The organism is Microbacterium sp. A93, from assembly GCF_051842835.1.
The window spans coordinates 53,240-77,521 of the sequence record NZ_JBPXMT010000015.1; the positions used below are offsets into that span (position 1 = coordinate 53,240).

Annotated in this window: 19 protein-coding genes; 12 read left to right on the top strand and 7 right to left on the bottom strand. The window is 70.3% G+C overall.

The annotated features are described in order from the left end of the window. Positions 1-188: 188 nt before the first annotated feature. The 9 genes from ACSU1G_RS29710 (at position 189) to ACSU1G_RS29750 (ending at position 10,534) form a co-directional block, all read left to right on the top strand. Entirely contained in the window at positions 189-1,292 is a 1,104-nt protein-coding gene (locus ACSU1G_RS29710; RefSeq protein ID WP_439284449.1) for an iron-siderophore ABC transporter substrate-binding protein, read from the top strand. Next, positions 1,289-2,416, top strand: a complete 1,128-nt coding sequence (locus ACSU1G_RS29715) for a FecCD family ABC transporter permease (protein WP_439284451.1) — start codon at positions 1,289-1,291, stop codon at positions 2,414-2,416. Before ACSU1G_RS29710 ends, ACSU1G_RS29715 begins: the two co-directional genes overlap by 4 nt. Beyond that, positions 2,413-3,510, top strand: a complete 1,098-nt coding sequence (locus tag ACSU1G_RS29720) for a FecCD family ABC transporter permease (RefSeq protein ID WP_439284716.1) — start codon at positions 2,413-2,415, stop codon at positions 3,508-3,510. Before ACSU1G_RS29715 ends, ACSU1G_RS29720 begins: the two co-directional genes overlap by 4 nt. Further along, positions 3,507-4,319 carry an ABC transporter ATP-binding protein gene (locus ACSU1G_RS29725; RefSeq protein WP_439284452.1) on the top strand — a complete coding sequence of 271 codons (813 nt, stop codon included), beginning with the start codon at positions 3,507-3,509 and terminating at the stop codon, positions 4,317-4,319. The genes ACSU1G_RS29720 and ACSU1G_RS29725 overlap by 4 nt, the downstream gene beginning before the upstream one ends. 105 nt (positions 4,320-4,424) lie before the next feature. Next, the gene (locus tag ACSU1G_RS29730) at positions 4,425-5,732 is read left to right on the top strand and encodes an acyltransferase family protein (RefSeq protein WP_439284454.1); all 1,308 of its coding nucleotides are present in this window, start codon (positions 4,425-4,427) and stop codon (positions 5,730-5,732) included. Beyond that, a complete protein-coding gene (locus tag ACSU1G_RS29735) occupies positions 5,707-6,498 on the top strand; it encodes an SDR family oxidoreductase (protein ID WP_439284456.1) in 792 nt (263 codons plus the stop codon). The genes ACSU1G_RS29730 and ACSU1G_RS29735 overlap by 26 nt, the downstream gene beginning before the upstream one ends. Further along, positions 6,495-8,312: a glycoside hydrolase family 15 protein gene (locus tag ACSU1G_RS29740; RefSeq protein ID WP_439284458.1), complete on the top strand. Its 1,818-nt coding sequence runs from the start codon at positions 6,495-6,497 to the stop codon at positions 8,310-8,312. The genes ACSU1G_RS29735 and ACSU1G_RS29740 overlap by 4 nt, the downstream gene beginning before the upstream one ends. 47 nt (positions 8,313-8,359) lie before the next feature. After that, positions 8,360-9,319, top strand: coding sequence for a siderophore-interacting protein (locus ACSU1G_RS29745; protein WP_439284460.1), 960 nt, complete (start codon positions 8,360-8,362; stop codon positions 9,317-9,319). 213 nt (positions 9,320-9,532) lie between these two features. Next, positions 9,533-10,534 carry an endonuclease domain-containing protein gene (locus ACSU1G_RS29750; protein WP_439284461.1) on the top strand — a complete coding sequence of 334 codons (1,002 nt, stop codon included), beginning with the start codon at positions 9,533-9,535 and terminating at the stop codon, positions 10,532-10,534. Positions 10,535-10,656: 122 nt separating this feature from the next. Here the strand turns inward: ACSU1G_RS29750 and ACSU1G_RS29755 are convergent, their stop codons facing one another. Both ACSU1G_RS29755 and ACSU1G_RS29760 read right to left on the bottom strand, forming a co-directional pair. Beyond that, positions 10,657-12,495 carry an ABC transporter ATP-binding protein gene (locus ACSU1G_RS29755; RefSeq protein ID WP_439284463.1) on the bottom strand — a complete coding sequence of 613 codons (1,839 nt, stop codon included), beginning with the start codon at positions 12,493-12,495 and terminating at the stop codon, positions 10,657-10,659. Then, positions 12,492-14,270 (bottom strand): ABC transporter transmembrane domain-containing protein, encoded by a 1,779-nt coding sequence (locus ACSU1G_RS29760; protein WP_439284465.1) that lies wholly within the window; start codon positions 14,268-14,270, stop codon positions 12,492-12,494. The genes ACSU1G_RS29755 and ACSU1G_RS29760 overlap by 4 nt, the downstream gene beginning before the upstream one ends. A gap of 321 nt (positions 14,271-14,591) precedes the next feature. Here ACSU1G_RS29760 and ACSU1G_RS29765 point away from each other — a divergent pair, with 321 nt between their 5' ends. Then, positions 14,592-15,770, top strand: coding sequence for a peptidoglycan recognition protein family protein (locus ACSU1G_RS29765; protein ID WP_439284467.1), 1,179 nt, complete (start codon positions 14,592-14,594; stop codon positions 15,768-15,770). Between the two features lie 231 nt (positions 15,771-16,001). Here the strand turns inward: ACSU1G_RS29765 and rpsI are convergent, their stop codons facing one another. The 3 genes from rpsI to ACSU1G_RS29780 all read right to left on the bottom strand — a co-directional run bounded on the left by rpsI (position 16,002) and on the right by ACSU1G_RS29780 (position 19,414). Then, positions 16,002-16,499 carry a 30S ribosomal protein S9 gene (gene rpsI, locus ACSU1G_RS29770; RefSeq protein ID WP_439284469.1) on the bottom strand — a complete coding sequence of 166 codons (498 nt, stop codon included), beginning with the start codon at positions 16,497-16,499 and terminating at the stop codon, positions 16,002-16,004. Between the two features lie 35 nt (positions 16,500-16,534). Then, positions 16,535-16,978: a 50S ribosomal protein L13 gene (rplM, locus tag ACSU1G_RS29775; protein ID WP_439284471.1), complete on the bottom strand. Its 444-nt coding sequence runs from the start codon at positions 16,976-16,978 to the stop codon at positions 16,535-16,537. A 444-nt stretch (positions 16,979-17,422) separates the two neighbouring features. After that, positions 17,423-19,414: an S-layer homology domain-containing protein gene (locus tag ACSU1G_RS29780; RefSeq protein WP_439284473.1), complete on the bottom strand. Its 1,992-nt coding sequence runs from the start codon at positions 19,412-19,414 to the stop codon at positions 17,423-17,425. Between the two features lie 402 nt (positions 19,415-19,816). Here ACSU1G_RS29780 and ACSU1G_RS29785 point away from each other — a divergent pair, with 402 nt between their 5' ends. Beyond that, positions 19,817-21,550, top strand: a complete 1,734-nt coding sequence (locus tag ACSU1G_RS29785) for a DUF222 domain-containing protein (RefSeq protein WP_439284475.1) — start codon at positions 19,817-19,819, stop codon at positions 21,548-21,550. Between the two features lie 98 nt (positions 21,551-21,648). Here the strand turns inward: ACSU1G_RS29785 and truA are convergent, their stop codons facing one another. Then, a complete protein-coding gene (gene truA, locus ACSU1G_RS29790) occupies positions 21,649-22,527 on the bottom strand; it encodes a tRNA pseudouridine(38-40) synthase TruA (RefSeq protein ID WP_439284476.1) in 879 nt (292 codons plus the stop codon). Positions 22,528-22,563: 36 nt separating this feature from the next. Between truA and ACSU1G_RS29795 the strand changes: the two genes are divergently transcribed. Continuing rightward, complete coding sequence (locus ACSU1G_RS29795; protein ID WP_439284478.1) at positions 22,564-23,493, top strand: CPBP family glutamic-type intramembrane protease; 930 nt, start codon at positions 22,564-22,566, stop codon at positions 23,491-23,493. A gap of 150 nt (positions 23,494-23,643) precedes the next feature. Here ACSU1G_RS29795 and rplQ read toward each other — a convergent pair whose 3' ends face one another. After that, positions 23,644-24,246 carry a 50S ribosomal protein L17 gene (rplQ, locus tag ACSU1G_RS29800; protein WP_439284480.1) on the bottom strand — a complete coding sequence of 201 codons (603 nt, stop codon included), beginning with the start codon at positions 24,244-24,246 and terminating at the stop codon, positions 23,644-23,646. Between the last annotated feature and the right edge of the window lie 36 nt (positions 24,247-24,282).

Consider the following 24,282-nt stretch of genomic DNA (forward strand, 5'->3'; position numbering starts at 1 on the left):
TCCGAAGCGCGATAGAACCGTGCCTTTCGTCGCGATTGCCCATTAGGGCACGTCCGCTTACATTATTTAGGCAAGCCTTACCTGATCAGCCCGGGGCCACCGGAGGGTTCCGAATGTCACCGGAAGCCAACTGCCCGGCCATCAGGTCCTCACCCTCGTCCTCGTCCCCGAACAGTGGAGTCATCATCGTGCGTTCGCCCCGTTCCCTCACCCTCCCGGTCGCCGTCTCCGTGACGACCCTCGGCCTGGTCCTCGCCCTGTCCGCCTGCGGCGGTCCGGCCAACGACGCCGGCCCCGAGGCCTCCGCTGCCGGATCCAGTGGCAGTCCCGCGGACGGTTCCGCGGACACAGTGGCCGGCACCGCCGGCGAGCAGCAGTTCCCGCTGACCATCGAGCACGCCCTGGGCACCACCACCATCGAATCCGCCCCGGAACGCGTGGCCACCGTGCAGTGGGCCAACCACGAGGTCCCGCTGGCCCTGGGCGTGGTGCCGGTGGGCATGGCGGCCGCCAACTTCGGCGACGATGACGGAGACGGCATCCTGCCCTGGGTCGAAGACGCGCTGGAGGAACTCGGCGGCGAGGAGCCCGTGCTCTTCGACGAGACCGACGGCATCGACTTCGAGGCCGTGGCGGACACGGACCCGGACGTCATCCTGGCCTCCTACTCCGGCCTGACCCAGCAGGACTATGACACCCTCTCTCAGATCGCACCCGTGGTGGCCTTCCCGGAGACTGCCTGGGGCACCTCGTGGCAGGACATGATCACCCTGAACAGCCAGGGCATGGGGATGGCCGCCGAGGGCGAGGAGCTCATCACCGAACTGGAGGGGGACATCAGCGAGGCCGCCGCGAAGCACCCGGAACTGGCCGAGGCCTCCGCCATGTTCGTCACCCACGTGGACACCGGGGACCTGTCCGAGGTGAACTTCTACACCTCCCATGACACCCGCGTGATGTTCTTCAGCGACCTCGGCCTGCAGACCCCGACCTCCGTACAGGAGGCCTCCGCCGGCACCGAGGAGTTCTCCGGCACCATCAGCGCCGAGCAGGTGGACCAGTTCGACGACGTCGACGTGATCGTCACCTACGGGGACCAGGAACTCGTGGACGTGCTGGAGGGCGATGAGCTGCTCTCCCGCATGCCGGCCGTGGAGAACAACGCCATCGTGGCCTTGGACGGGACCGGGCCGATGGGCACCGCCGCCAACCCCACGCCGCTGTCCATCTCCTACGTCCTGGACGAGTACGTCGAACTGCTCGCCGAGGCCGCAGCCCACTCCGGCGAATGACCCTGCTGCGCCCCGACACAGAGGCCGGCACGGAGGCCGGCCCCGAAGCCGGCACCGAGACCGAGACCGACACCGAGACGTCGGGTGGCGGTTCCCGCACGGGTACCGCCACCGCCGTCTTGGTGGCCCGCGCCCGCCGCACCCGCCTGCTCTGGCTCGTGGCCGGCGTCGTGCTCCTGGTCTTGGTGGCCGCCGCCTCGGTGTCCATCGGCTCCCGCACCGTGGCCCCGCCCCAGGTCCTCGAGGCGCTGTCCGGCCAGACCGGGAGCCTGGACCACGCGGCGGTGGCCAAGCGCATCCCGCGCACCGTGCTGGCCCTGGCCGTCGGGGCTACCCTCGGGGTGGCCGGCACCGTCATGCAGGGCGTCACCCGCAACCCGCTGGCGGACCCCGGGATCCTGGGCGTGAACATGGGCGCCTCCCTGTTCGTGGTGGCCGGCATCGCCTGGTTCGGCCTGTTCCGGTCCGCTTCCACCCTCTGGGTCGCGATCGCGGGCTCGGCCGTGGCCGCCGTGGTGGTCTACGCCATCGCCTCCCGCGGCCGCGGCGGGGCCTCCCCGCTGAAGCTCGCCCTGGCCGGGGCCGCCATCACCGCCGTGTGCTCCTCCCTGATCACCGCCATCTCGCTGCCGCGCGGGGACATCGCCGCCACCGTGCGTTCCTGGCTGATCGGCGGTGTGGGCGGCGCCTCCTGGGAGCCACTGGCCACGGTGGCCCCGTTCCTGGTCATCGGACTGCTGCTGGCCCTGCTCAGTGCCGGCAGCCTGAACTCCCTGGCCCTGGGCGACGAGATGGCCGCCGGCCTGGGCGAACGCGTGGCCCTGGCCCGTGCCCTGGCCGCCCTCTCCGCCGTCCTGCTCTGCGGCGCCGCCACCGCCGCGGCCGGGCCCATCGGCTTCGTCGGCCTCGTGGTCCCCCATGCCTGCCGGATGCTCGCCGGCCCGGACCACCGCTGGCTCATCCCCCTCTCGGCCCTCGCCGGGGCCGCCCTGCTCACGCTCTCGGACATCGTCGGCCGCGTCATCGCCCCGCCCACCGAGGTGGACGTCGGCATCATCACCGCCCTGATCGGCGCCCCGTTCTTCATCCACATCGTGCGGCGGCGGAAGGTGCGTGAACTCTGATGTCCACCCCGTTGAACACCGAGGCCTCCCCGGGGCAGGTCACCTCGGTCGGCGGCACCCTCGCCGGTGGCACCCTGGGCCGGGTGGTCGCCACCCGCCGGCGCCTGCGGCGCCGTTGGGTGGGCGTGGTGGGCATCCTGTCCGTGCTGATCGCTGCCGTGTTCTTCGCCTCCCTGGTCTACGGCCGGACCGTCTACCCGCTGGATGAGGTGCTGGCGGTGATCGCCGGTCAGGACGTGCCGGGTGCCGCCTTCACCGTGGGCACCCTGCGCCTGCCCCGGGCGGTGCTGGCCGTGGTGGCCGGGGCCTGCTTCGGCCTGGGCGGCGTGGTGTTCCAGACCATGTTGCGCAACCCGCTGGCCAGCCCGGACATCATCGGCATCACCGCCGGGGCCTCCACGGCCGCCGCCTTCGCCATCATCGTGCTCGGGCTCTCCGGTCCCGTCCGCTCGGCCTTCGCCATCGCCGCCGCCCTGGGCGTGGCCCTGTGCATCTACCTGCTGTCCTACCGGCGTGGGGCGGCGGGCACCCGGCTCGTGCTGGTGGGCATCGGCATCGCGGCCATGCTCACCTCGGTGACCAACTACCTGCTCTCCCGCGCCGGGACCTGGGACCTGCAGGAGACCCTGCGCTGGCTCACCGGCTCCCTCAACGGGGCCGCGTGGGAGCAGGTGCTGCCCGCGCTGATCGCCCTCGTGGTGCTCGGGCCGCTGCTGCTGTCCCAGGGACGCAACCTCGGTGCCCTGCAGCTGGGAGATGACACCGCCGCCGGCCTCGGCGTGGGCGTGGACCGCACCCGGCTGCTGTTGGTGCTGGCCGCCGTCGGGCTCGTGGCCTTCGCGACGGCGGCCTCCGGGCCGATCTCCTTCGTCGCCTTCCTCTCCGGGCCCATCGCCGCGCGACTGCTCGGCGCCCACGGGAACCGCCTGGTCCCGGCGATGCTGGTGGGCGCCCTGCTCGTGCTGCTGGCCGACCTGGTGGGCCAGTACGCGCTCGGCACCCGCTATCCCGTGGGCGTGGTCACCGGCGTGCTCGGCGCCCCGTTCCTGCTCTACCTCATCGTCCGCCAGAACCGCTCGGGAGGAACCCCATGACCACCACCGCTGTCCGCGCCCACCAGCTGCGCGCCGAGGGGCTGGCCGTCGGCTATGGCGAGCGCACCGTGCTTGCCGGACTGGATCTGGAGATCGAACCGGGGACGGTGACCTCGATCGTGGGAGCCAACGCCAGCGGCAAGTCGACCCTGCTGCGCTCCCTGTCCCGGCTGCTGACCCCGACCGCCGGCCGGGTCCTGCTGGACGGGTCCTCCGTGCACTCGATGCCCGCCAAGAAGCTCGCCCGGACCATGGGCCTGCTGCCGCAGTCCCCGCTGAGCCCGGACGGGATCACGGTGGCGGACCTGGTGGGCCGGGGCCGGCACCCGCACCAGCGGATGTTCCGGGCCTGGAGCCGGGAGGACGACGCCGCCGTGGCCGCCGCCCTGGACGCCACCCGGACCGCCGAGCTGGCCGACCGCCCCGTGGACGAGCTCTCCGGCGGCCAGCGCCAGCGCGTGTGGATCGCCATGGTGCTGGCCCAAGGCACGGACGTGCTGTTGCTGGACGAGCCGACCACGTTCCTGGACGTCAGCCACCAGATCGAGGTGCTGGACCTGCTCGCGGACCTCAACCGGGACCGCGGCACCACCATCGTGATGGTGCTGCACGATCTCAACCTCGCCGCCCGCTATTCCGACCGGCTCGTGGCGCTGGAAGGCGGGCGCGTCTACGCGGCCGGGCCGGCCGACGTCGTACTCACCGAAGAGTGCGTGCGGGACGTGTTCGGGCTGCGCAGCCGGATCCTCGAGGACCCGGTGTCCGGCGGGCCGATGGTGGTCCCGGTGGGGCGGCACCACCGGTCCTAGACCCCGGGGTACGGTGGGGGTGTCACTCGTATCACCTGTGTCACCGCCGTCTGCCGTGGTGACCATGACGCGACTGATACCGCTGCCCCCAGCAGAAATGCCTCCATGCTCCGCACCGTCCGCCCCACCCTGAGCAGCGGCGTGCCCAGCGGCGCGTCCAGCGGCGTGCCCAGCGCCCGCGCCCAGTGGGTGGACACCGCCAAAGGCCTCTCCATCGTCCTGGTGGTCCTGCTGCACACGAGCCTGTGGCTGCGCCAGACGGACATGGAGCGGATCGAGGCCTTCAGCACCCTGAACCTGGCGTTCGAGGACCTGCGCATGCCGCTGTTCTTCGCCATGTCCGGCCTGTTCGCCACCAAGTGGCTCCGCTCGAGCTGGCGTGAGTTGATGCGGAGCAAGATCGTGCTGCTGGTCTGGGTCTTCCTGCTGTGGCAGATCCCGATCATCGTCTACCGGATCATCGGCGGCGAGCTGCTGCCGGGCATGGTCCAGACGCACCTGCCGCAACAGCTTGAGACGTGGGCCTGGTCGCCGCTGCGCGCCAATGCCGAGCTGTGGTTCCTCTGGGCGCTGGTGGCCTTCTTCCTGGCCGGCCGGTTGTTGCGACGCGTCCCCACGGGGGTGCTGCTGCTCGGAGCAGCCGCCGTTTCCGTGCTCTGGTCCGGGGTCCTCTGGCAGGGCTTCGCCGGCTGGGAGCCCGGCGAGATCCGCCACCTGCTGGGCACCGGGTTCCACAAGGCGCCGGCCTACCTCATCTTCTTCCTCGCCGCGGCGCGGGGCAGCTCCCTGGTGCGCGACGGCGTCGCCCGCCTTCCCCGCACCGTGTGGGCTGCCGTGGCGGCCGGCTGGTTCGTGGCCTTCGTCTGGCTGGACGTGTTGGACGGGCATCGCGAGACGATCGGGGTCGAGTTCTTCGGCCAGGTCTGCGGCGTGATCGGCGGTGTGGCCCTGGCCGTGACGCTGCAGTGGATCCCGGTGGTGGCGCGCGGGTTGGCACACCTGGGCCGGCACACCCTCGAGGTCTACGTCTCGCACACCACGGTGGTGGTGGCCGTGTGCTGCATGCTGTACCTGCTGGGAGGCCCGGACGGCACCGGTTCGCCGCTGCTGGCCGCACCGTGGGGCGGTTGGACCGTGGCAGCGGTGGCGGCGCTCGCGATCGGCGTGGGGCTGCTCGTCGGCCGCGCCGCCCGCGGGGCCCCGGCCCTGCGTCCGCTGCTCGAGGTGCCGGGCCCACCATGGACTGCCCCGGCACGGTCCCTTACAGTGGGCCCCACGCTGCCGACCAGGGGAGGCCATCATGACGCCATCAGACCAGACGAAGCCCGAGGACTACCCGCAGGATATTCCCGCCCAACAACAGCGGCCACCGGGCGTGCAATCGGAGATGACCCCCGTCCCGGACTGCGGTGAGACCAGCTACCGCGGCTCAGGCAAGCTCGAGGGCAAGGCCGCCATCATCACCGGCGGGGACAGCGGCATCGGCCGCGCCGTGGCCATCGCCTTCGCCCGCGAGGGGGCCGACGTGCTGATCGCCTACCTCGATGAGCACGGCGATGCACAGGAGACCGCCCGGTACGTCGAGGAAGCCGGGCGCCGGGCCGTACTGGTGCCCGGCGACCTCTCCGAACCGGCCCACTGCCGCACCGTGGTCCAGCAGGCCGTGGACGAGTTCGGCCGGTTGGACGTGCTCGTGGCCAACGCCGCCTATCAGATGACGCACGAGAACCTCGAGGACATCAGCGACGAGGAGTTCGACCATACGTTCCGGCTCAACATCGGCCACTACTTCTACCTGGCCAAGGCCGCCCTGCCGCACCTGAAGGCCGGCGCCTCCATCATCGGCACCTCCTCCGTGAACGCGGACTCCCCCACCCCGACCCTGGCCCCGTATGCCGCGACGAAGGCGGCGATCGCCAATTTCTCCGCCTCCCTGGCCCAGCTGCTCGGTCCGAGGGGCATCCGCGTGAACTCTGTGGCGCCTGGGCCCATCTGGACCCCGCTGATCCCGGCGACCCTGCCGGCGGACCAGGTGGAGGGCTTCGGCTCCCAGACGCCGCTGGGCCGGGCCGGGCAGCCGGCCGAACTCGCTCCGGTCTACGTGATGCTGGCCAGTGACGACGGCAGCTATGTCTCCGGGGCCCGCGTCGCCGTCACGGGCGGCTCGCCGATCCTGTGAGCGCCGGGCACGCCGATCGTCGTGACGGCTCCGTGGACCTACGCTCCTATGCGGCGATCGGCAACGGGCGGACCGTGGCGCTGATCGCCCATGACGGCTCCGTGGACTGGTTCCCCGTGCCGGACCTGGACTCGGCCCCGGTGTTCGCGCGCCTGCTCGACGCCGACCACGGCGGCTGCATCGAGTTGCAGCCGGACGAGGAGGCCCTGGCCGCGGCGGGCGTGGACGTGGCCACCGATCTCCGCGTCCACCGGGAGTACGTCCCCGGGACGAACGTGCTGCGCACCACGTACACCACGGGCATGGGCACCGCGCAGGTCACCGATTCGCTCAACATGGGTTCCACCGGAGCGCTGCCGTGGACGGAGCTGGCCCGCTGCGTGGACGGCGTCGCGGGCCAGGTGCCGATGGTGTGGCGGGTGGTGCCGGGCACCATGCTCAACGCCGCCTCGCCCTGGGTGCAGAACACCCACCAGGGCCCCGTACTCCGCGTGGGCGAGGTCTCCCTCGCCGTGCGCGGCGAGGACATCGGAGCGCACGACGTCGGCCCGCAGGCTATCGCTGGGCGGTTCACCACGGGCGAGGGCACCGAACACCTGCTGGCCGTCGTCGGGACCGCGGCGGAGCCGCTGCGGTTGCCGGAGCCGCACGCGATCCGCCGCAACGTGGGACTGAGCGTGGACCTGTGGCGGCGGTGGACCGACCTGCTGGAGTACGACGGCCCCTACGGCGATGAGGTGCACCGCAGTGCGCTGGTGCTGAAGATGCTCAGCCACAGTCCGTCCGGGTCCATCGCGGCGGCCGCCACCACCTCGCTGCCTGAGAACCGCGAGGGCACCAAGAACTATGACTACCGCTTCGCCTGGATCCGCGACGCCACCTACACGCTGCACGCGCTGCTGCGGCTGGACGAGCAGGAGGACGTGCACGCCGCCGTCTCCTGGCTGCTGCGCCTGGCCCGCGCCCAGTCGCCGGAGTTGCACGTGCTGAACCGGCTCAACGGGCAGGTGCCGGAGGCCGTGACCACGGAACTGGACGCACCCGGCTGGCGTGGCATCGGGCCGGTGGTCGCCGGCAACGACGCGGCCGGACAGCTGCAGCTCGGGGTCTACGGGGACATCTTCGACATGGCCACGCTGTATGTGGAGGGCGGCAACGTCCTGGACGCGGAGACGGCCCGGATGCTGTCCGGGCTGGCGGACGCCGTGTGCGACCTCTGGATCCGACCCGATGCCGGCATGTGGGAACTGCCCGAGCACCGGCACTACACCAGCTCGAAGATGGGCTGCTGGGTGGCCCTGGACCGCGCCATCGCCCTGGCCGATGGCGGGCACCTGCCGGGCACGGACGACCGGTGGCGGGATGAACGCGAGCGGATCCGGGCCTGGATCGACGAGCACGGCTGGTCCCAGGAGCGCGGCGCCTACGTCTGGTACCGCGGGACCGAGCAGCTGGACGCCTCCGTGCTGTTGCACACGATCAGCGGCTTCGACACCGGCCCGCGGATGTCCTCCACCATCGATGCGCTGCGCGCGGAGCTGGGCCGCGGGCCGCTGCTGTTCCGGTACAGCGGGATGCCCGAGGAGGAGGGCACCTTCACGGCGTGTGGCTTCTGGTGCGCGGCATCGCTCGCGCTGGTGGGTCGGCGCGAGGAGGCTGTGGAGCAGATGGGTCAACTGCTGGCCCTGGCGAACGACGTCGGCCTCTACACGGAGATGATCGACCCCGAGGACTCCTCCTTCTGGGGGAACATGCCGCAGGCCCTGAGCCACCTGGCACTGTTGGTGGCGGCGCTGACGTTGAACGGTCAGTGATGTGGGTTATAGTTAGGTAAGCCTTACCTCAACGTGGGAAGTAGACCATGACCGAGACCCTCACCACCACCACCTATCCGACCACCCGGGCCTACCGCACCACGGTGGCGCGGATCAGCCGGCTCAGCGAGCACTTCGTGCGGTTCACCTTCGCCGATGAGGACCTGCAGCACTTCGGCACCGGCGGCCTCGACCAGCGCATCAAGCTGATGCTGCCCCGTGCGGACGGCACCCTGCCGGAGGTGGGACTGTTCGATGACCCCGCCCCCGCGATGATGGAGTGGTACTCCCGGTGGCGCCAGCTGCCGGATGAGGAGCGGAACCCCCTGCGGACCTACACCGTGCGTGACGTCCGCCCGGAAGCCCGGGAGATCGACGTCGACTTCGTCCTGCACGGCACCCAGGGTCCGGCGTCCGCGTGGGCCATGGGGGCCGGCGTCGGGGATGAGCTGGTGATCTTGGGGCCGGACGAGCGTTCCGAGACCGGCGGCCGCGGCCGCAGCGGCGGGATCGAATGGGACCCGGGCACGGCCCGCTCCGTGCTGCTGGTGGGCGACGAGACCGCAGCGCCCGCCATCTGCGCCGTACTCGAGACGCTGGATGCGGGCTTCAGCGGGCACGTCTTCCTCGAGGTGCCGAGCGCTGAGGACATCCTGCCCGTGGACACCCGGGCCGAGGTGCAGCTGAACTGGCTCGCCCGCGGTGACCGCCCGCACGGCGAGGTGCTGACCGAGGCCGTGCGCGCCTGGGGCCAGGAGTTCGGCGCCGAGGTGGCGGGTGGTGCTGCTGGTGCTCTCGGCGTCGAACCGGACACCGCCGAGGACCCGGACGCAACGCTGTGGGAGGTCCCGCCGGCGAGCCCCCACGGCCACTGGTACGCCTGGCTGGCCGGCGAGGCCGGGACGATCACCGGGCTGCGACGGCACCTGGTGAAGGACCTGGGCATCGACAAGAAGTGCGTGTCCTTCATGGGTTACTGGAAGCAGGGCCGCGCGGAGGGCTCCTGACCCTTCCACTTTCAGTCGACTTGGCGTGGGTGTTTAAGCCAAACACCCACGCCAAATCGACTGAAAGCACAGTGGGTGGATCGGCCTGCGGTCCTGCACTCCTCCGCTCCGCCAGTCGTCCGCTCCTCCACAGCCGCCCCGGTGGCGGCGAGCCGTCCACCGTACCGCGCCGCCCGCGCCACACGCGGTGGATGCGTGGGAATACTCGAGAAAGTGACCCACCGGAAGCCACTGCCATCAGCTCTCCTGGACACCGTCTTCACCGCGCAGGATGCCGCTTCACATCGGGTGAACCGCAACCGGCTGAGGGCGGCGGACGTCACGGCCGTGGCCCGGGGTGTCTACCGTTCTGGCAGCGACCTGGAGGAACAGTCCCTCCCGGAGGCATCAGCAGACTCCCCCGCCCGGGCGTTCCCCCGGAAGCTCGACCCGTTCAGGCATGCCGTGCGGGATGCCGTGCTGCTCCGGAAGGTCAGCGGCGTCCTGTCCCACCGGTCCGCGGCGCTCTGTCACGGCATCCCCCTCCCCTTCTGGCTCGATGACGACGAAGATCTGGACGTGACCCTTTCGGGCCGGAGCCACACCTCCATCCGGCCCGGATTCACGGCGCACCGCCGCCCCCTGCCCGAGGCGCACATCGTCACCATCCGCGGTCTTCACATGACCTCGGCCGAGCGCACGTGGTGCGATCTCTCCTCACTCCTGCGTCCGGGCCAGGAACAGCATCTGGTGGCGGCAGCAGATTTCCTCGTGACACCGCCGTGGACTCCCGACGGCAGGGCCGAGCCGAAGTCCACGCCCGCCGCCCTGCTCCAGACGCTGTCCGAGATGGGGCGCTTCAAGGGCGTCCGGTTGGCCCGCGCCGCCTTGCCACGTGTACGGGCCGGATCGGATTCACCCCCAGAGACGTTCCTCAGACTCGCGCTGGTGGACGACGGCCTGCCCGAGCCACAGCTCCAGGTGTCCGCGGACCCACGTGACCCACAGGCGCCGTTGACCGACCTGGGATACCGGCAGTGGAAGATCGCCCTCCAGTTCGATGGGGCGCGCCACCGTACCAAGGAGCAGCAGGCGCGGGACGCCCGCCGGGATGCCTGGTTCCAGGCACACGGATGGATGGTCATCCGGGCCACCGCCGAGGACCTCCAGGACGGGTTCCGCCGCATCATCGCCCTGGTGAGGAACCACGCCCATGCCGTGGAGGCCGCTGCGTGAGCTGACGGGCCACCCCGCCCCGCTCCCCGGCTTTCAGCCCCACCGCTTTCAGTCGACTTGGCGTGGGTGTTTGGCTCGAACACCCACGCCAAGTCGACTAAAAGCGCAAGGAAGGCAGTGCCTCAGGCGCCGAACCAAGCTCGGGAGAGCGCGGCGTAACGGCCCCCGGCGGCGCGCAGCTGCTCGTGGGTCCCGGACTCGACGATCCGCCCGTCCTCCATCACCAGGATCCGGTCCGCACTGACGGCCTGGCTGAGCCGGTGGGCCACCACCAGGGCGCTGCGCCCGGCCAACACCTTGGCCGCAGCGACGTCCAGCCTCCTCGCGCCGGCCGAGCTGGCCTCCGCCGTCGCCTCATCCAGCACCACCAGCTGGGGGTTGGCGAGCGCCACCCGGGCCAGGGCCAGCATCTGCAGTTGCATGGGGTCCAGCCGGTGGCCGTCCTCCCCCACCTCGGTGTCCAGACCGTGCGGCAGCTGCGCCACCCAGTCGGCCCCGGCCGTGGCCAGCGCCGCCTGAAGGTCTTCCACGGATGCCCCCGGCCGGGCCACCCGCAGGTTCTCGGCCACGGTGGTGGCGAAGCCGTGCACCTCCTGGGAGACCATGGTGACGTGTTCGCGCAGGCTCACCGGGTCTGCCGCAGTCAGCTCCACGCCGCCGAGCCGCGCCGTCCCCACGCTGGGCGCCACCATGCCCGCCGCGATCTGCGCCAGCGTGGACTTGCCGGCCCCGGTGGTCCCGACGACGGCCACCACCTCCCCCGGCCCGATCGCCAGGTGGACGTCGTGCAGGGCGGGGGTGCCGTCGTCGTAGGTATGGGAGATCCCGGCCAGTTCCAGCGGTCCGCCGCGCAACCGCTCGAGACGCTCGGGAACGGGCAGGTCGATGACCCCGACCATCCGGGCCAGCGAGGCGCCGGCGGACTGGACCTGATCGAACATGCCGACTAGGGCGCCGATCGGGTTGAACAGGCGGTGGAACAGCAGGGCGGCCGTGGTCACGGCGCCGGCGGTGAGGTAGCCGCCCGCCACCAGCAGGTACCCGGCGCCGAGCAGGGCCGCGAGCACCACGGCCTCGGCCCGGTTGTTCCGGCTGAAGGCGCGGGTGAGGAAGCCGAACACCTCGATGGACAGGTCGCGGGCCTGGGCGGAGGCGGCGTGGATGCGTTCGAGCTCGGGCCCCTGGGCGTCGTAGGCGCGCAGCGTCCGGGCACCGGTGATCCCGCCGAGCAACCGGGAGGCGCGGGTGCCGAAGGCGGCGCGTTCCTGGCGGTAGATAGGCTCCGAGCGCGGCAGGTACCAGCGCAGGGTGGTCCAGTACATCGGGACGGCCAGCAGTCCGACGAGGCCGAGCCGCCAGTCCACCACCGCCAGCCCCGCGCCGGAGACCAACACCGTGAACAGCGACTGCACCACCAGCGGGATCACCGTGCTGGCCGCCTGACTGACCTCGCGCGCGTCCTCGGCCACCCGGGAGACCAGGTCGCCGGTCTCGGTGCCGTCCAGCCGCGCCGAGCCGATCCGTAGGGCGCGGTCCATCACGGCCTCGCGCAGCCCGGCCACCGTGGGTTCGGCAGCCCGGGCCAGCCACGCCTGTCCGGCCCAGGCGCAGGCGGCGGCCACCAGACCGGCACCGGCGACGGCGGCCGCGGCCCACCAGAGGGCGGTCCCCGGACCGCTGGGGCTGGCTGAATCGAGACTAGCTGGATCGGGGCTGGGCGCGGCGGCGCCGCCCTCCCCGGCGGCCAACAACACGTCGACCAGCCAGCCGATCACCACCGGCGCCACCAGGCCGGCGACGGCGGCCACCAGACCCGTGATCCCGACGAGCACCACAAATCCGCGCTGGCCACGCGTGTGCCGCCAGAGCATCCGGAAGGAGTCGGCCGGGCGGGCCAAGGGCAGGGTGCCGGCCCCGTGGCCGGCCCCGCTACCGGAGTCCGCCGCCGCGTACCGGCTCATCGATCCACCGCCGTCCGGTAGGCGTCCGAGCTCTCGCTCAGCGACTGATGGGTTCCCGTGGTGCTCGTGCCATCCAGCTGCACGTGCACCACGGTGTCCGCCACGGCCAGGAAGGCCGGCGAGGAGGTCACCACCACGGTGGTGGTCCCGGACCGCAGCGACCTCACGCCCTGGGCGATCTGGTACTCGGTGACGGCGTCCACGGCGCTGGTCGGCTCGTGCAGGACGAGCACGGCCGGGTCGGCGTGCAGGGCACGGGCCAGTGCGATCCGCTGGCGCTGGCCGCCGGAGAGGTTGCGCCCACCCTCGTCCACCCGGTGATCCAACCCGTCCGTGAAGTGCTCGATGATCTCGGCGGCCCCCGCCGCGGCGAGCACCTGTGGATCGACCTCGCCATCCGGCTCCGCGCCCCCGTGGTGCAGGACGATATTGGAGCGCACGGTGCCGGAGAACAGGTCCACCCGGTGCGGGGCCACCACCAGGTGTGCGGCCAGCCGGGGCAGCAGCAGACTGCGTGGGTGCCCTCCGATCAGCACCGTGCCGGCCTGGTCGCCGAGCCCATCCACGGCCTCGAGGATCGTGCCGGCGTGCGCCGGATCCTCCACCACCAGGGCCACGAACCGCCCCGGGGGCACGTCCAGGTCGAGGTGGGCGTCGCGCCCGAGCCGAGCGCCGCCGTCGTGCTCGGCCTGCTGGATATCCTCCGCCCCCAGCACCAGCCCGGTGATCCGCAGGCCCGCCGACTCCGGCACCTGCTCCCCCGTCTGCTCCGCCGGGACCGCGTTGAGGAAGGCCGCGATCCGCCGGGCCGCCCCGTGCGAGCGCGCGAAGGTCCCGACCATCGCGGTGATGGTGCGCACCGGCTCCTGGAAGAACACGGCCACGCCAACCACGGAGATCAGGGCGCCCAGGCTCAGGTCACCGGCCAGCACCCGCTGCCCGGCCACCAGCAGGACCAGCGCGAGCACCACGGCGGTGCCGAGTGCACCGATCGCCTCCAGTCTGCCGCTGCGCTCGGCCATCACGACGCCGGCCCTCCCGGCCCGCTGTGAGGCGTCACGGTAGTGCGCGCTCGCCCAGCGTTCACCGCCGCCCGCGCTGAGCACCCGCAGCCCCGCCAGGATGTCGCCGGCTCGGCGGCTGGCCAGGCCGATCGCCTCCTGCTGCACGGTGGAGTGCCGCGAGATGGACCGCGAGGGCAGCGCCACGAGCAGCAGGCTGAGCGGCACCCCCACGAGCACCACCAGCCCGACCGCCACGTCCGTGACCAGCAGGTAGACCGAGACCGCCACCAGACCGATGACCGCCGAACCGCCGGCGGCGATCTGCCGGAACACCAGGGCGGTGACGTCGGCGTCGGCCGAGGACAGGGACAGCACCTCGCCGGCGTTCGACCGGGCGGCCACCGTCCCGGAGGTCAGCGGCACCTCGGCGACCTCCACGCGCAGCGCGTGGGCCTCCTCCTGCAGGGCGGTGTTGGCCAGCCGGGAGCCGAAACGGTAGCCCAGGGACAGCACGGTGAAGAGCAGCCCGATCCCCACCAGGCTCAGGATCATGGCGGTGCCGTCCAGGGGGACGATCGCCACGTCCACGATGACCCCGATGGCGATCGGTACGAACGCCTCGCACACCTGCCACAGCGTCATCAACGTCAGGCTCCCGGCCATCAGGTTCCTGCGGCGGCGAAGGGACCGCCACAGCAACGCCCCGGCGGTGGCTGGCGGGCCGCCGACAGGTACCGGCGCAGGGGCCGGCAGGCCAGACGGTGTCGGCATGCTCGGGCTCCTCGCGACGGGTGACAGGTGAAAGGTGGACGGCGACTGGTGAATAGTGACAGGTGACAGCGGACTCCACTGTTCCACACCACCGCGTGATGCTCGCCTGGTACGCCGGCGGTGGCTCCGCACCCGGCATTGACCAAAGGTCTCGACCTGGTCCCCTGCAGGCCGACGTCGGCGTTTCTGCCGCGCATGAGCCAGGTCACCCACGTAGTTTGGGGGAACCGTCTCAAGTCGACCACCACCAGCGGTCCGGCCCCCGCGTGCTTCCCCAGCAGTCCCCCGCGAGGTCCAGGATCGTCCTGAATGGAGCCTGACGTGAACGATCACCTCACCGCACCGCACTCCGCGCACCCCTCTCCTGCCACCCCGGCCCGGCCCGGCTTCTCCCGCCGCCGACTGTTGCAGGGCACCGCCGCCCTGGGCGGCCTCTTCGCCTTCGGCAGCGCGGTCACCGCGTCCACCGCACCCGCCTACGCCGCCACCATCGCGCGTCCGGGCATCATCTCGGCCGAGAGCTGGGGCGCCTCCTCGCCGAAGGGCTCGCTGCCCACCATCAATCACCGCCCCGGACACCTCGTCATCCACCACACCACGCACGTGAACTCCTCCGACTATTCGGAGGAGGCGGCGAAGGAGGTGGCCCGGCTGATCCAGCGCAACCATCTGACCAACGGCTGGGCGGACACGGGGCAGCAGTTCACCATCGCCCGCGGCGGTCAGATGCTCGAGGGACGGCAGGGATCGCTCGCAGCCGTGGTGGACGGGACCCGCTTCATCGAGGGCGCCCATGCCTACGGGTTCAACGACCAGTCGGTGGGCATCGAGGTGGACGGCCTGTACACGAGCGCCCTGCCGACCGATGCCCAGTGGACCTCGCTGGTGCACCTCAGTGCCTTCATCTGCGAGCGGTACGGGATCTCCGCAGACCAGATCATCGCGCACCGTGATGTGCCGGGGGCCCAGACCCTGTGCTGCGGGGATGCCTTCTACGCGCAGCTTCCGGCCCTGCGCCAGGAGGTCAAGGCCGCCTTGGCAGGAGGGCTCGACGCCGGCCCGGGAGCCTCCCGCGACTATCCCACGGTGCGCCGTGGAGACGAGGGCGACGCCGTGCGCCGCGTCCAGGTGACCCTCGCCGGGATCGGACACCAGCCCGGCGCCGCCGATGGTGTCTTCGGTGACGCCACGGAGCAGGCCGTCCGCGACTACCAGTCATCGATCGGCACCGGCGTGGACGGCGTGGTCGGCGCGCGGACGTGGGGTGCGCTGGCCACCCACCATGCCGCCGGGGCCTCGGTCCGTTCCGGAGACAGCGGCACCGAGGTGCGTTATCTCCAGCGCGGCCTCAATGCGGCCGCCGGCACCGCCCTGGCGGACGACGGCGTGTTCGGCGCCCAGACCGACTCCACCGTGCGCACCTATCAGTCCTCGCGCGGCCTGGCCGCCGACGGGATCGCCGGTCCGGACACCTGGGGCGCCCTCCAGACGGGCCGATAACCCCGGCCAGCCCCTCCCCCTACCGTGGGTGGTCAGTTCCAGTGGCGATCAGCCACGGATTGCAGCGGCAACTGACCACCCACGCGGACGACCCACGCAGACGATGCAGACGATGCAGACGATGCAGACGATGCAGACGACGCACGCGAGGCCTTAAACGCCTGTGCGGGCGCCGCCCCCGAAGGGATGACGCCCGCACAGTGCGAGATGGTGCAGGTGAAGGGCTGAGGATCAGCGCTTCGAGAACTGCGAGGCCTTGCGGGCCTTCTTGAGGCCGGCCTTCTTGCGCTCCACCGCACGGGCGTCGCGGGTCAGGAAGCCAGCCTTCTTGAGAGCGGCGCGGTTGTTCTCGCGGTCGATCTCGTTGAGGGAGCGGGCCACGCCGAGGCGCACGGCACCGGACTGGCCGGAGGGGCCACCGCCGCTGATGTTGACGATGACGTCATACGCGCCTTCGAGCTCGAGGAGCTTGAACGGATCGTTGACTTCCTGCTGGTGCAGCTTGTTCGGGAAGTAGTCCTCGAGGCTGCGGCCGTTGATGGTCCAGGAGCCGGAGCCCGGGATCAGTCGCACGCGGGCGATGGCCCGCTTACGGCGTCCAACGGCTCCGCCGCCGACGGTCAGCGCAGGGCGCTCAGCGACGGCAACGGCCTCGGGTGCGGACGTGGACTCGGAGGTGTAGCTGGTCAGCTCCACTTCCTCGGTCGACTCATTCTCGTTGAGAGTCATGGTTCTCCTTGAAAGATGTGTGGTGGGCTGACCCGTTACTGGGAGACCTGGCCGATTTCGAATGTCTTGGGCTGCTGAGCGGCGTGCGAGTGCTCAGCACCGCGGAACACCTTCAGCTTGTTCATCTGGTCAGCAGCCAGAGAGTTCTTGGGGAGCATGCCGCGCACGGCCTTCTCCACGGCGCGCACCGGGTTCTTCTCCAACAGTTCCGCGTAGGACATGGAGGAGAGTCCACCCGGGAAACCGGAGTGGCGGTAGGCACGCTTCTTCTCGAGCTTGGCGCCGGTGAGGGCGACCTTCTCAGCGTTGATGATGATGACGAAATCGCCCATGTCCATGTGGGGGGCGAAGGTCGGCTTGTGCTTTCCGCGCAGCAGTGTTGCGGTCTGGCTGGCAAGACGACCCAGTACGACATCAGTGGCGTCAATGACGTGCCACTGGCGATCGGCGTCGCCGGGCTTCGGGGTGTACGTACGCACGTTGTTTGCCTTCGTGTTCGGTGTCGGTTACAGCTCTCCGGCCCACGATCGTGAAATCGCGAATCCGGTCACTGAGTTCATCGGTGCGCAGCCGGTACGCCAGGTGAGGACTGACGTGAGGCCGGGTCCGAAAGCTTCCCGACGGCACCCCGGGCTTTAGTGACCATGCAACCAGGCCACCCGTGGGCGCAGCGAATCCGGGAATGGACACGCACAACGAAGGTCAATACTACCGTGTCGGCGCGGTCGGGGCAAAGTGTGGCGCAGAGCGCCGGATTCGCCCCGGATTCACCCCGATTCACCCCGATTCTCCCCCGCTTCTCCCCAGATTTCACCCCGGGTACGACGACGGCCGGTCGCCTTCCCGGGGAAGGTGACCGGCCGTCGTCGGGCCTGAAGGGTGTTGCTTCGGGGCTGGCCCGGCACCCGCGCGGTGCCTGCTGACTAGCGCTGGACCAGCTGTTCGTGGAGTTGGGTCAGCACGCGGGCGACCTCACCCCGGCTGATCCGCTGAGCGGGGCGGAAGGTGCCGTCCCGGTAGCCGCTGAGGACGTCCTGTCCGGCGAGCCAGCTGATCTCGCGGGCGAAGGCGTGGTCGACCGGCACATCGCTGAACGGGGCGCTGGGCTCCTCGCCGCTGCCATTGTCGAACTCGTCGTCGAAATCGCTGTATCCCCCGTCCACCAGTCGGTAGATGAAGGCCGCCAGCTCGCCGCGGGTGACCGATCGAGCCGGGCGGAAGGTGCTGTCCGCATACCCGGCGGTCACCCCCTGGCCCACCGCCCAGGCGATGGGTTCGAAGAAGGGGTGGTCCTCGCTGAGATCCCGGAACGGGTTCTCCTCGCCCTCGAACCAGAAGTCTCCCTCGCCGGGGGCCATCAGCGGGAAGGCCTCTCCCACCTGCTCGTTGTAGCGGTAGAGGAAGGCGACGGATTCGCCCCGGCTGATGGACTGGCCCGCGCGGTAGGTCCCGTTCGCGTAACCCTGCGTGATGGACCAGCACTGCATCCAGCGGATGTCCCGCTGGTAGGTGGCGGTGGAGCCGGGGGCGTTGTCCGCGAAGGGCGCGGGGCAGGCCTGAGGTGCGGTCCAGGAACCGGTCAGCCGGCCGACCGGTGCGGCCGAGACGACCTGAGCGGTCCGGCGCTCCGTCACCCCGTCCGTGGTGAGGTCCGCCGCGAGCTCATGGGTGACGGCCGCCGCGCCCGGGCGGGGGTCGAACTGGGAGATCACCAGCTGACGATCGGCCCGCAGCCGGTTCTCCAGGGTGAAGGTCTTGGTTCCAGCGTCGCAACTGACATCCAGGTCAGGCTCCTGGTTGGTGGGCATCAGGGTGGTGGAATCGATGATCAGGGCATCGTAGGACTCCCGGCAGAGCGTCCCGTCCTGTAGGACCACCGAGGTGTCCAGGGCCGCCGACGGGCCTGCCTTCGTGAGCATCACCCAGTGGGTGGAGCCGGTGAAGTCCAGTTCGCCGCTGGCCCAGGCCTCGCGCACCGGCAGCTCCGTGGGGTTCAGACGCACCGTGTCCGAGCTGCGGCGGCCGTCCTGGTCCACAAAGGCCACGGTGTAGGCGTACGGGTCGAACTCGTCGACCTCATCTGACTCATCTAGCTCATCGGCTTCGCCGGACTCCGTGTCGGTCGGGTCGGTGGGGCTGGCGGGGTCGGTGGCGTGGGCGGGGTCACCCGGCTGCGATTCCACGACGTCGGCCAGCGCCAGCGGCGCGGCAATCGGCAGTTCCAGCGTGCCGCAGGTGCCGGCACCGGCCGCGCCGGCGCCCAGAGTGAGGTCGACGCTCGTCTTGAGCTCCTGACCCCAGCCATCCGGCAGCTCGGTGACGGAGAAGACCATGTCAGCGGTGAGGACGGTCTCGCCGCTGTCATCGAGGACGGGGACGGAGGACGTGTACCGCTCATCCAGCCCGACCAACACCTCCCACTTGCTGATCGGTGCGTCCCACATGATGTCGAACCCCACACCGTCCTCCGCCGTGGCGTCGGGGTGCAGGCAGAAATCGGCCTTCACGGTGAGGTGGTTCGCCTCGGCACTGAGCTCATCCTCCACCACGGAGAGACCACTGAAGTAGCCCGGGTAGCCGTGCTCCACGCTGGTGAGCCCCTCGGCATCGGCGAGCAGAGGGAGACCGGCGGTGCCGGCGAGTCCGGCAGCGGGGCCAGCGAGCGCTGCGGGGGCACCGGCGAGCGGAGTGGCAGCGGCAGGCAGGACCATCCCCGGGCCGACGGCGACGGCGCCCGCCAGCACCACCGCAGCTGTCACCCGCGCGGCGCCGAACCGGCGCGTGGGCACCCTGGAGGTGGCCGTCGTCGTGAAGGGTCGCGACTTCGAGGCGACCACCACATCAGGCGGGGAGCCGTCCACAGGCGGCGGGGGAAGGTCCGAGGGGGACGACGCGGGGTTCGATGCGGGGTTCATGGGGAGCCTCTGAACGGGCACCTGGTCCGGTGCGGTTGAACCGCGCAGGGGTGTGGCATCCGGGCTCCCGAGAAGGGCCGGCGGCGGGGCCCGGCTGCGGTGATGATCGCTGAATCTAGTCCATGCTCGGGCGCTGCGGGGACACAGGGTCATAACGGTTGTGGACGGGCCACGCCCCCCGATCTCCGCAGGTCGACCGACAACCCTCCGCGCGGCAGGCGCCGCTCCTCTCAAGGGCCCCCTCGCGCCCACACGCGGCCGGTCCACTCCTCCACAGGTGACCAATCCCTGGCGTGTCATCCACAGATCTCCGCAGACCCTTCCTTCTGCCCGAGACCCATGATCGAATGGACTCATTCGAACACTTGTTCCCATGGGTGAAGATGGGTGGAGGAGGGCGGCATGGATCTCGGCGAAGCATCAGACCAGCATCATGACGCCAGACTGCCTCTGGGGGAGCTGCCCCTCGAGCAGCTCTTGACGCTGTTGCATGCGGCCACCCGGGCCGTGACGGATCGCCTCGCGGCCCCGGATGCACTGCGCGAGGTGGTTCCCCTGGACTTCTGCCCCTCCCCCGGCGACCTTGCGGACCCGTCCAAGGACTGGGGCGCCATGCTCGCCACCCGACCGGACGAGGCTGACGCTACGGCCGATGCCGCTGCCGGTGCCGGTGTCGGTCCCGTGGACCCTGCAGATGCCGGTGCCGGTGCCCTGGATCCCACTGACGCCGCCGATTTCACCCTGCCCACGCTGCAACAGGTCCTGGAGAACGTCGGACGCTGCATCACGGCAGCCCAGACGTCCCTGACCGGTCACGCCGTGGAGGCCTACGAGAACCCTTCAGAACGCCAACGGCTCCTGGGCCTGCCCGCGGGCAAGACCGCGTTCCGTGACGCCACCGACTACCTCAAACTCGCCCTGCGCATCGACGCCACCGAGGCCCGCCGACGCATCCGCTGGGCCTCCACACTCCGCCCGACCCAAACCCTGTCCGGAGACGCCCTCCCTGCCCTGCTTCCCTTGCTGTCCGAAGCAGTCCAGCAAGGTGCGGTAGACCGTGCTGCCGTGGACGTCATCACCCAGGCCATCGACACAGCCCGCCAGATGGCCCGCCGGGTCGGTGCTGACCCGCACGCCGCCGGCACCCTCCTGGACGACGGCGAGCAGCGACTGGTCTCGCAAGCCCTCTCCGTGGACCCGGGCACCCTGCGCAAGGTGAGCAACCACTGGCTCAAATGGTTCGAAGCCACCGTGGACCCAGACGGCGCCGAACCACACGATGCCGACCTCCCGCAGATCCAGGGAATGATCCGCAAGGGCAAACGCAACGGCCTGCACCACTGGCTACTGGCCGTCGACGACGCCCAGAATGAATACCTCGAGACCATTGCCGGAGCCGCTACGAACCCCCGAGCCCAGCACCGTAGGCCCGACCAGGGAACCGAGGGAATCGAGGGGCAGCTGATGGCCGAGGTGTTGTCCGACGACTGTGGCGAGTTCACCGTCGTGCCGGCCCTTGACCCCCGCTCACGGAATCAACAGCAGTTGGACGGCCTGATCGCGTGCATCGCCGGAGGCCTGGCGCTGATCGAGTCAGACCAGCTACCCTCCACCGGCGGTCAGCGCCCCCAAGTCGCCGTGACCATCGACTTCCACACCCTGCTCGGCGATCTGGACAGGACCGGTGCCCTTACGGCAGAGGACCTCAGCCAGTTCGAATCCTCGGCTGCCTTCACCGGCACGATCCACCCGAACATCATCCGGGCCATGGCCTGCGACTCGGACATCCTTCCAGTGGTCCTCGGCACTGAGGGCCAGGTCCTCGACATCGGACGGGCCCAACGACTCTTCCCCACCCGGTTACGCCAGGCGATCGCCGCACGAGACGGCGGCTGCACCGCCCCCGGCTGCTGGATCCCCGCACCGTGGTGCGAAGCCCACCACGTGGAATACTGGGAACACGGAGGGCCCACCTCCGTCGAGAACGGAGTGCTGCTCTGTGTCCACCACCATCACGCCGTGCATTCAGGCGCCTGGGACATCGACATGAGAACCGGCAGCCCGTGGTTCATCCCAGCGCCCTACCTAGACCCACGAAGACAACCACAACGCAACCTCTATTGGCGCCAACGATGAGCACCTCGCCGGAGTCCCGCCAGCCCCGCTCAGGACACCCGAGTGTCCCGGTGACCGAGCACCCGGGTGTCCGAGTGCCCGAGTGCCCGAGTGCCCGACTACAGTCGAACCCGCCTGGCACGCGTGCCCGCCGCGCGGGCACCCAGTGCCTCAGGATCAGCGCCGGGATCAGGGTATTCCACGTGCTCCAACACCAGCGCATGCGGCGGAGCCAACCGAGTCTGCGCATCACGCACCATGGCCTCAAGCCGCCCAGCCACCCATCCGGCAGGGTGCCTTCCCTCCCCCACCTGCACCGTGGCGGCGACGAGGGCCCTCACCATGTTGTGACAGAAGGCATCAGCCTGCAGGTGGGCGGTGATGAGTCCGGTATGGGCGTCGCGAGAGAAGCCGAAAGCTTGGAGTTCACGGATCGTGGTCGCCTTCTCCCGCGGTTTGCAGAAGGTCAGGAAGTCATGCAGGCCCAGCACGGACCGCGCCTCGGCGTTCATGAGCTCCACGTCCAGCGGGGCCTTGTGCCAGTACGTGAAACCACGGTCCAGCGGGTCACGCGCTTCTGCCGAGTCGCTGATGGCGTACCGGTAGGAGCGCCACAGCGCCGAGAACCGTGCGTCGAATCCCTCCGGGGCCAGCGACGCCCGATGGATGACCACTGCGCCCTCTTCCCGGCTCAGAGCGCCACTGAGCCGGCGCACCAAGGTCGGCTCCGGCTCCAGGGCTTCCCGATGCCGCGTCACCGCCTTCCATTCGGCCTCGGTCACGTCGAAGTGCACCACTTGGCCTCGGGCATGGACGCCGGCATCCGTGCGACCGGCGACGACGGTGCGCACGGGACGGCGGATGATCATGGCCAACGCTGCCTCGAGGGCCCCCTGCACCGTCGGTAGACCAGGCTGAGTGGCCCAACCCTTGTATGTCGTGCCGTCGTAGGCCAGATCGAGGCGAACGCGGACTAGTGCGGGTGACGGCGTGGACATGGGGACCATTCTAAATCCCGGGACAGAATGGACCGCATGGATCCGAACCTCGCGCCGTGGATGGCTTACCTGCTCACCGTGCTGCCCGGGGTTGTACTGGTCGGCGTGGTGGTGGCCCTGCTCCCACGGGAGTCGCACGGGGTGCGCATCATGATGCTGATCCTCGGCTTCATCTTCGCCCGGGACGCCATGACCACCCATGGGCTGTGGGAGTTCGGCAGGGTGGGCGGCACAGGTGCCAGCGCAGATGCCAGCGCAGGTCCCATGGCAGGTACCGGCTCTGGTTTAGGCTCTGGTGCCGACCCAGGGACCAGTGCAATGGGCGGAACCGGCGAGCTGCCGACGCTGTGGCTTCGCTTCACCGACGACCCCCTCGCCCTGCTGGTCATGGCCGTGGCCTCGCTCGTCTTGGTGGCCGCAATCCTCTGGGCCTGCCGTGACCTCCGCTGGACGGTGCTGTGGACGGGGCGCCGCTGGTGGGCCTCGGTCCTCGTCGGCGTGCTCGGTGGTGGGCTGATCGTCCTGCCGTTCCTGTACCTCTACGGAACGCTCGGACAGTGGATCCCCGCACTCCATTCGGTGGCCCCTGCCCTGACCATGCCGGTGGTCCCCGTCGAGCACCGTGGAGGCGCCGTGGCCGGCGGAGTCCTGGTGGTGCTGGTGCTCTTCGCTCTGTGCGGGAATCTGGTGGAGGAGGTGCTCTTCCGAGGATTCCTCCAAGCGCATCTTGAGGACCAGCTCCCCGGACGCACCGGCCGGTGGCGGGCGGCCCTGCTCTCGGCCCTGCTCTTCGCCGCGGGGCACCTCTTCCTGGCCTATAACCTGACGGGCTTGGGCTGGCCGATCATCGCCTTCACCGCTCTCGAGGGGCTTGTTTGCGCCGTCATCGCCCTCCGCCACGGTGTGCTCGGCGCCACCGTGGCCCACGCCGGCGCCATCTTCGTGCTGGCCTCGGGTCTGATCTGAGACTGGACCACGGAAGGAGCCTTCTTAAACACACGAACCCGCCACCGGCGCACGCAAGGTGCACGGTGGCGGGTCGGGGTGGTTCAGCTCGGCAACATCTGCCGTCTGGCGGGCTACGAGAACGCAGCCTGCCGGATCAGACCGGGAGAATCACTTCTCGTCGGTCTTCTCCTCAGCGGAGTCCTCTGCAGCAGAGGTGTCGGCAGCAGGTGTCTCGGCAGCCTCAGACTCGACAGTCTCAGTCTCGGACGCCTCAACAGCCGGGGCGTCCGTAGCCGGGGTCTCCTCGGCGGGAGCCTCGGCAACCGGAGCCTCAGCAGCCGGGGCAGCGACCTCGGCGGCCTTCTCGGCCTCCTGGACCACTGCCTGCTTGGCGGACACCGGTTCCATCACGAGCTCGATCACGGCCATGGGGGCGTTGTCCCCGTGGCGGTTGCCGATCTTGGTGATGCGAGTGTAGCCACCTTCACGCGCGGCCATGGCCGGGCCGATCACGGTGAACAGCTCGTGCACGATCGTCTTGTTGGTCCGGTTCTTGGCCGAGATGATGCCCTGAACCTTGCGACGCGAAGCCAGATCGCCCTTCTTGGCGAAGGTGATCAGGCGCTCGGCGTAGGGACGCAGGCGCTTGGCCTTGGTCACCGTGGTGGTGATCTTCTTGTGTTCGAACAGGTTGGCCGAGAGGTTGGCCAGCATGATCCGCTCGTGGGCAGGGCCGCCGCCCAGGCGCGGTCCCTTGGTGGGGGTAGGCATTGGTAATTCTCCTCAGATGGTCCCTGACAGCCACTG

What these genes read in the sequence shown, in the direction of transcription:
- ACSU1G_RS29730 (WP_439284454.1), top strand. Translation starts at nt 4,425, where the DNA reads ATGCTCCGCACCGTCCGCCCCACCCTGAGCAGCGGCGTGCCCAGCGGC.
- ACSU1G_RS29755 (WP_439284463.1), bottom strand. Translation starts at nt 12,495, where the DNA reads ATGAGCCGGTACGCGGCGGCGGACTCCGGTAGCGGGGCCGGCCACGGG.
- ACSU1G_RS29715 (WP_439284451.1), top strand. Translation starts at nt 1,289, where the DNA reads ATGACCCTGCTGCGCCCCGACACAGAGGCCGGCACGGAGGCCGGCCCC.
- ACSU1G_RS29725 (WP_439284452.1), top strand. Translation starts at nt 3,507, where the DNA reads ATGACCACCACCGCTGTCCGCGCCCACCAGCTGCGCGCCGAGGGGCTG.
- truA (WP_439284476.1), bottom strand. Translation starts at nt 22,527, where the DNA reads ATGTCCACGCCGTCACCCGCACTAGTCCGCGTTCGCCTCGATCTGGCC.
- ACSU1G_RS29795 (WP_439284478.1), top strand. Translation starts at nt 22,564, where the DNA reads ATGGATCCGAACCTCGCGCCGTGGATGGCTTACCTGCTCACCGTGCTG.
- ACSU1G_RS29760 (WP_439284465.1), bottom strand. Translation starts at nt 14,270, where the DNA reads ATGCCGACACCGTCTGGCCTGCCGGCCCCTGCGCCGGTACCTGTCGGC.
- ACSU1G_RS29780 (WP_439284473.1), bottom strand. Translation starts at nt 19,414, where the DNA reads ATGAACCCCGCATCGAACCCCGCGTCGTCCCCCTCGGACCTTCCCCCG.
- ACSU1G_RS29785 (WP_439284475.1), top strand. Translation starts at nt 19,817, where the DNA reads ATGGATCTCGGCGAAGCATCAGACCAGCATCATGACGCCAGACTGCCT.
- ACSU1G_RS29745 (WP_439284460.1), top strand. Translation starts at nt 8,360, where the DNA reads ATGACCGAGACCCTCACCACCACCACCTATCCGACCACCCGGGCCTAC.
- rpsI (WP_439284469.1), bottom strand. Translation starts at nt 16,499, where the DNA reads ATGACTCTCAACGAGAATGAGTCGACCGAGGAAGTGGAGCTGACCAGC.
- rplQ (WP_439284480.1), bottom strand. Translation starts at nt 24,246, where the DNA reads ATGCCTACCCCCACCAAGGGACCGCGCCTGGGCGGCGGCCCTGCCCAC.
- ACSU1G_RS29735 (WP_439284456.1), top strand. Translation starts at nt 5,707, where the DNA reads ATGACCCCCGTCCCGGACTGCGGTGAGACCAGCTACCGCGGCTCAGGC.